Genomic DNA, 6,437 nt, shown 5'->3' on the forward strand with positions numbered 1-6,437 from the left:
TACTGCCGGCCGCCCGCACCGTGACCTTGCCGCCGAGCGTGACGCCGGCCGGCAGCGGCACGCTCCACTGGCCCGTGCGGCCCGCGAGCGCGTAGCCGAGCAACCCGCGCGTGAGCGGGTACGCGTGGCCGTCGCCGGTCACGAGCTCGACCGACGCGAGCTGCGCGCGGCGCGCGCCGCCGTTGCGCACCCGCAGCATCCAGCCGCCGTTGCTGCGCAGCAGCGCCCAGTCGAGCTGCGGCGCGCCGTTGGCCGCGGGCTCGACGAACACCGGAATCGAATAGCGCAGCCGGATCGACACGCCGTTGGTCGGCGCTTCGCCGGGCTGCGGCAGTTCGTCGATCAGCAGCCGGTAGCTCTGCTCGATGCCGGAAGGCGTGCGCGACGCGCGCACGACGCGGATCAGCTGCTCGGACTGCATGCCGACCTCGATCAGCGGCGGGCTCGCGACCAGATCCTGGGTGGGCGTCAGCGTGTCCTGGCCGTCGGCCTGGTCCCAGCGGAACACGCGCACCTGCCCGTACACCGGGCGCTCGCCCGGATTGCGCAGCGTGATGCCGGTGGCCGTGTCGTCGGTGCCGAATTCGATCGTGACGGGGGAAATCTGCAGCGACGCGGCGTGCGCGGTGCCGGCCGCGCACAGCAGCGCGGCGAGCGTTCGACGTAATGCGGTCATGCGTTGCTGCGCCGGTCAGAAGTAGACGGTTGCGGTGACGGTCGTCTGATAGGTGTCCGGCTTCGGCGTCGCCTGCGCGGGCACCTGGCCGTAGACGGTCAACGCCTGCGCGGCGCCCGTGCCGGTGCCGGCCACGGTGTTCGTGCCTTGCGTGTTGCCCCAGATCGTCGTGCGCCCGGCGTCCTGGTAGAGCTGGAAGCCGACGGTCGTCGTCGTGTTGCCGGTCGACGTGCCGGCCATCAGGCGGCTCGCGACGCTCGAACCCGTGACCGAGCCCGCGTCGAGGCCGACGTTGTACGGCGTCGTGTTGGTACAGGTGACGCTGACGGTCGTCTGCTGATTGATTGCCGTGGCCAGCACCCCATTGGTGCCGAAGGCCAGCGGGTTCGCGGCGATCGTGCAGTTCGGCTGCAGTGTCAGCGTGACGTTGAAGGTGGCGGTCGCAGTGCCGTTCGAATAAGTGGCGGCGTCGGCGGCAGGTGTCGACAGGCCGATTGACAGCGCGAGCGACAATGTCGTGGAAGCGATGGCGACTTTCACACGGATCCCTCATCGAGCGGTTTTTCATTGGATTTATGCCGCGCTTCGCATGCCACGGCATTGCGAATGCTGATACGAATTGATGAGTCTTTCAATCGCAATGTTCGAGCTGTTTCATTTTGTTACAGTAAAGCCGGGAGTCGATGGAATAAAGCCGGAAAACATTACGGTTTTCGATTTTCTCTCGTGCGGCGCGAGCGAAAGATTTTCCTGCGATGCGGCAATAGCTTCGCGGTTGTGGCGGGGTGCGAATCGATTTTTCCGATTGACGCAGTGGATTGAAACGGCCGATGTGGAATGGCTGACTGAAATGCCCGGTGATGCGAAAGAGGCAGGCGATGAATCGTTCAGGCGGATTGGATCGTTTTCAGTTTTCCGTTAATGATTCGGATTTGCAGCGATGCAAGATGTGCCGAATTTCCCGATTTTTCTGATTGGCGAATCGGTGAATCGGCATTGACGAGTGAAAACGAAGACAGCCGCATTGCGCGGCCGTGAGTGTGTTCGCCCCACGTGCGGCGGCCCGTCGCGCACGACCGGCGCGACGTGTCGCGATTACGAATTCGCGGCGGCCGGTGCGCGGCGCTGCTGCGCGATCTGCACGAAGACGAGGGCGAGCCCGGCCGCGGCGATCAATCCGCCGACGAGCGGCACGGCCGCATAGCCGAAGCCCGCCGAGAGCGCCGCGCCGCCGGCCGCCGCGCCGAGTGCATTGCCGAGGTTGAACGCGCCGATGTTGACCGCCGATGCGAGGCCCGGCGCTTCGTGGGCTGCCCGCATCACGCGCATCTGCAGCGGCGGCACGACCGCGAACGTCGCGACACCCCACACGAGCAGCGTGACGGCGGCGCCCGCATGCGTGCGGGCGAGCACCGGGAACGCGGCCATCGTCGCGATCAGCAACAGCAGGAACCCGATCAGTGTGCCGTCGAGCGAGCGGTCGGCGAGGCGCCCGCCCGCGATGTTGCCGATCGAGAAGCCGACGCCGATCAGCACCAGCATCGCGGTCACGAAGCCGGGCGTCGCGCCGGTCAGGTGTTCGAGCGTCGGCGCGACATACGTGTAGAGCGTGAACATCGCGCCGGCGCCGAGCACGGTCGTCCCGAGCGCGCCGAGCACGACGGGGCGCGTCAGCACCGAGAGTTCGGCGCGCAGGTCGGGCATCTTGCCGGCTTCGCCTTTCGGCAACGCGGCGAACAGCCCGGCGATCGCAACCAGGCCGAGGCCCGCGGTCGCCGCGAACGACATGCGCCAGCCGATGATCTGGCCGAGCCAGGTCGCGGCCGGCACGCCGCCGACGTTCGCGATCGTGAGCCCCATGAACATCGTCGCGACCGCGCTGGCCTGCTTCTCGCGCGGCACGAGGCTGGCCGCGACCACCGAGCCCAGTCCGAAGAAGGCGCCATGGTTGAGGCTCGTCACGAGGCGGGCGAGCAGCAGCGTCGTGTAGTCCGGCGCGAACGCCGACAGCAGGTTGCCGATCGTGAAGATCGACATCAGCGCGATCAGCGCCGAGCGGCGCGACCAGCGCGCGAGCAGCAGCGTCATCAGCGGCGCGCCGACCATCACGCCGATCGCATAGGCGCTGATCAGCATGCCGGCTTGCGGAATCGACACGTGCACGCCGTCGGCGATCACGGGCAGCAGGCCCATCGGCGAGAACTCGGTCGTGCCGATGCCGAATGCACCGGCGGCGAGTGCCAGCAGCGGCAGCGCGGCGCTGCCGCCCGGGCGGGAAGGAGAGGGAGTCGTGGTCTTCACGCGATGGGCTCCTGTAGTCGAGGGACAACGGCACGGGCCGTTGAGGACAGGGTGAAGTGTGCCTGCATGACTTTTGCGGAAAAAGCCGGGTACGGACGAAATTATCTTGATTTCATGTCAACAATGCAGCGAGCGCCTGAAGCCCGGCGGTGGAGGGGGTGAAAGCGATGTTTTTGTGAAAGATATTTGTAAAGTGCCGCATGCGGCTTCAGGCCGGGAGATCACGATCCATCGTCGCTTCGACGCGGGCTGACGGTCGCTCCCGCGGATGAGCGGGAAGCCGTCCACGGACTGCCCGGCGATGGGTGGCCGCGCGGATCGGACGGGCCGCTCAGGCGGCCGGCATCACGCCGGGCGAATCTCGCATCGTCGCCGAAAACCCTTTGCAGACAAGGCCCGCGGCCAAAAAAAGCCCCGATCACAGGGGGACCGTGACCGGGGCGGAAACGCATCCTCTCTTTGGCACGAGGGTTGGATGCGCGCGCAGTATATTTCGGACCATGACAATTCGAAGCGACGTTAAACGGCCGTTTTTGGTGTCAATTTAAAAACACCGGTGCTGCGGCGTCCGGCGTCATTGTTTTGAAAGAATTTGCGCAAAAAAGATGCGGTTGTTTAGCGTGTTTCGGCAGTCGAAGCGACGGTTGGGCGGGAGGGGATTGCGCCCGTCATTCGGCATCGCGAATCGGGTCGCTCAAGTGCCGGGTGAGTTCGCCGCATCTGTTGCGCATTCAGCCCGCTCAGCCCGCTTCGCTCGCTTCGCCGGTCGCATCACGCACGGCTTCGAGAAACCGCGCGACGACGGGCGACGGGGGCACGGCCGCACCGTCGAACACGAACTCGATGTCGAAGCGGCGCGCGAGTTCGTCGAGCGCGACGAGCCGGACCGTGTGCGGGCAGGTCGGCGACGCGCTTTCCGGCACGAATGCACAGCCCATCCCGGCCGCGACGAGGCCGATCAAGGTCGGAATGTCGCTGCCCACCTGCGCGATGCGCGGCGTGAAGCCGGCCTGCTGGCACTGCGCCATCAGGAACCGGTGGTGCGCGGCGGAGCGCTGCGCGTCGAACCAGACGAACGGTTCGTTCGCGACGTCGGCCAGCGTGCGCGGCGCGGTGAAGCGTCCGCCCGGCGGCGCGGGCATCGCGAGCACGAAGCGGTCGCTCAGCAGCCGCACGCCCGACAGGTGCGGCGCCTCGTCCTGACGCCACGCCATGATGCCGCCGTCGAGCTGGCCGCGCATCAGCGCATTCGCCTGTTCGGCCGACAGCATCGGCGCGATCGACAGCTTCACGTCCGGGCACGCGTCGCGAAACGCCTTGAGGACGGTGCCGACGACGGGCAGCGGCAGGCAGTTCGGCAACGCACCGAGCCGCAGCTCGCCCAGCTGGCCGGCCGCGCTGCGCAGCGCGCGCTCACGACTGTCCTGCAGCGTCGCGAGCAGGCCGGTCGCGTCCTGCAGGAAGCTGGCGCCGGCCGCCGTGAGCGTGACGCCCGTTGCGCGGCGCACCAGCAGCGGCGTGCCGACCGCGTCCTCGAGTTCGCGGATCTGTCGCGACAGCGCGGGCTGGACGATGCCGGCCGCGCGGGCGCCGGCCATCACGCTGCCGGCTTGCGCGACGGCCACGAAGTAGCGCAGGTGACGCAATTCGATCTGGCGCATGCGGCATCCCTTCAGGTTTATCGATATACCTGTGGAGCATAGCAAACGCCATTCGATGGTATTGGAAAGCATGGGAGGCGTGCCGTACGATGACCGTCATTGCCGCTCGCCGTCGCACGTCGCGTGCGTTCCCCCGTTCCCTCCGTTCCCATTGGTCCCTCATGCCGCTTCATATCCCGACCCCTTATCTTTGCTCGCCAATCGCATCCCGCCGGCTCGGCAGGACTATCCGGCTGAAGCTCGATGCGCTGCAGCCGTCGGGCTCGTTCAAGCTGCGCGGCATCGGCGCCGTCTGCGAAGCGCGGCACGCGGCCGGCGCGCGGCGCTTCGTGTCGTCGTCGGGCGGCAACGCGGGCATCGCGGTCGCGTATTGCGGCCGCGAGCTCGGCGTGCCGGTGCTCGTCGTCGTACCGGAAAGCGCGTCGGCTCGTGCGCGCGAGCTGATCCGCGTCGAGGGCGCCGAGCTCGTCGTGCACGGGGCGAGCTGGGCCGAGGCGAATGCGTTCGCGCAGTCGGCGCTCGGCGAGCATGATGCGTTCGTGCATCCGTTCGACGATCGCGTGCTGTGGCAGGGCCACGCGACGATGATCGACGAGATGGCGGCGGCCGGCCCGAAGCCCGACGCGATCGTGCTCGCGGTCGGCGGCGGCGGGCTGCTGTGCGGCGTGCTCGAAGGGCTGGCCCGCAACGGCTGGCACGACGTGCCGGTGGTCGCGGCCGAAACGGAAGGCGCCGACTGCTATGCGCGCTCGCTCGCGCAGGGGCAGGTGGTCGAATTGCCGGCGATCACGAGCATCGCGACGTCGCTCGGCGCGAAGCGGCCGTGCGAGGCGGCGGTCGAATGGGCCGCGCGACACGAAATTCACCCGGTCGTCGTGTCCGATGCCGAGGCGGTGGGCGCGTCGCTACGATTCCTCGACGAACACCGGATCGTCGTCGAGCCCGCGTGCGGCGCCGCGCTGGCCGCGCTCGAGCGGCCGGTGGCCGGGCTCGCGTCGGCGAAGGAGATCGCCGTGATCGTCTGCGGCGGCGTGACGGCGACCGTCGAGCAGATGCAGACGCTGCGTGCGACGTTGCGGTAGGCGGGGCGGCCGGCGCTGGCCGGTTTGTCGTGGGACGGCCGGATGGTGGTCGACGACGGATCTCTCTGCGATCGTCTGCGGTGACGTGACGGCGACCGTCGAGCCGATGCAGACGCTGCGTGCGGCGATGCAGAAGGCGGGGCAGCCGGCGCTGGCTGGCCTGTCGGATGACGGCCGGACGGCAGCCGATCCCGGCGAACGTCGGCATCGGCTGCGCATACACCGTCGCGAAGCATCGAAGCAACGTCAGTGACACAACGGGTATGCAGCCGGCGGCGCGGAGATTCCCGTGATGAATGAGGGAGAAGTGCGCGTATCGTCGCGCGGCGCCGGATAGAGCCCGGCGCGACGATACGGACGGCCGGTCAGTGTGCGGCCGGTGCGCTCGCGCCGGACGGTGCGGACGAGGCGACGGGGTTGGCGGCGGCAGGCGTGGGCGATGCGCTCGACGGCGCCGATGCCGATACGGGAGCCGAGGCGGTGGGTGCCGGCGCCGGTGCGACCGGTGTCGGTGTTGCAGCGGCCGGTGCCGAAGCGGCGGGCGACGATGCCGGGCCGGAAGCGGATGCGGGCGCGGAAGCCGAAACCGGCGCGGATGCCGATCCGGACGCCGGAGCGGGCGTCGACGACGCGGCCGCTGCAGGCGCTCCACCCGAAGCCGATACCGACCCCGCACCCGACGCCGCCACCGGCGCGGCAGCCCGCATTGCCGCCGGC

General features: G+C 68.6%; 7 protein-coding genes. 2 read left to right on the top strand and 5 right to left on the bottom strand.

Annotation, left to right across the window (positions count from 1 at the left end):
• Together G3N98_RS37660 and G3N98_RS37665 are read right to left on the bottom strand one after the other, a co-directional pair.
• The coding region (locus G3N98_RS37660; RefSeq protein ID WP_206150957.1) for a molecular chaperone at positions 1-676 on the bottom strand (676 nt) is incomplete at its 3' end.
• Between the two features lie 15 nt (positions 677-691).
• Positions 692-1,189 carry a spore coat U domain-containing protein gene (locus G3N98_RS37665; protein ID WP_089424972.1) on the bottom strand — a complete coding sequence of 166 codons (498 nt, stop codon included), beginning with the start codon at positions 1,187-1,189 and terminating at the stop codon, positions 692-694.
• 109 nt (positions 1,190-1,298) lie between these two features.
• On the opposite strand from G3N98_RS37665, the gene G3N98_RS37670 reads away from it, so the two are divergent.
• Positions 1,299-1,598, top strand: coding sequence for a hypothetical protein (locus G3N98_RS37670; RefSeq protein WP_206150958.1), 300 nt, complete (start codon positions 1,299-1,301; stop codon positions 1,596-1,598).
• A 173-nt stretch (positions 1,599-1,771) separates the two neighbouring features.
• On the opposite strand, the gene G3N98_RS37675 is transcribed toward G3N98_RS37670, so the two are convergent.
• Both G3N98_RS37675 and G3N98_RS37680 read right to left on the bottom strand, forming a co-directional pair.
• The gene (locus tag G3N98_RS37675; RefSeq protein WP_206150959.1) at positions 1,772-2,977 is read right to left on the bottom strand and encodes an MFS transporter; all 1,206 of its coding nucleotides are present in this window, start codon (positions 2,975-2,977) and stop codon (positions 1,772-1,774) included.
• A gap of 740 nt (positions 2,978-3,717) precedes the next feature.
• Positions 3,718-4,638 carry a LysR family transcriptional regulator gene (locus tag G3N98_RS37680; RefSeq protein WP_206150960.1) on the bottom strand — a complete coding sequence of 307 codons (921 nt, stop codon included), beginning with the start codon at positions 4,636-4,638 and terminating at the stop codon, positions 3,718-3,720.
• A gap of 161 nt (positions 4,639-4,799) precedes the next feature.
• Here G3N98_RS37680 and G3N98_RS37685 point away from each other — a divergent pair, with 161 nt between their 5' ends.
• On the top strand, positions 4,800-5,720 hold the full coding sequence (locus G3N98_RS37685) for a pyridoxal-phosphate dependent enzyme (protein ID WP_206150961.1): 921 nt from the start codon (positions 4,800-4,802) through the stop codon (positions 5,718-5,720).
• A gap of 246 nt (positions 5,721-5,966) precedes the next feature.
• Here G3N98_RS37685 and G3N98_RS37690 read toward each other — a convergent pair.
• The coding region (locus G3N98_RS37690) for a hypothetical protein (RefSeq protein ID WP_206150962.1) at positions 5,967-6,437 on the bottom strand (471 nt) is incomplete at its 5' end.

The sequence above is a fragment of the Burkholderia sp. Tr-20390 genome, from assembly GCF_017104595.1.
Classification (GTDB): domain Bacteria; phylum Pseudomonadota; class Gammaproteobacteria; order Burkholderiales; family Burkholderiaceae; genus Burkholderia.

Excerpts from the sequence above, each read along its gene's own strand:
- G3N98_RS37685 (WP_206150961.1), top strand. The coding sequence starts at position 4,800 with ATGCCGCTTCATATCCCGACCCCTTATCTTTGCTCGCCAATCGCATCC.
- G3N98_RS37680 (WP_206150960.1), bottom strand. The coding sequence starts at position 4,638 with ATGCGCCAGATCGAATTGCGTCACCTGCGCTACTTCGTGGCCGTCGCG.
- G3N98_RS37670 (WP_206150958.1), top strand. The coding sequence starts at position 1,299 with ATGAGTCTTTCAATCGCAATGTTCGAGCTGTTTCATTTTGTTACAGTA.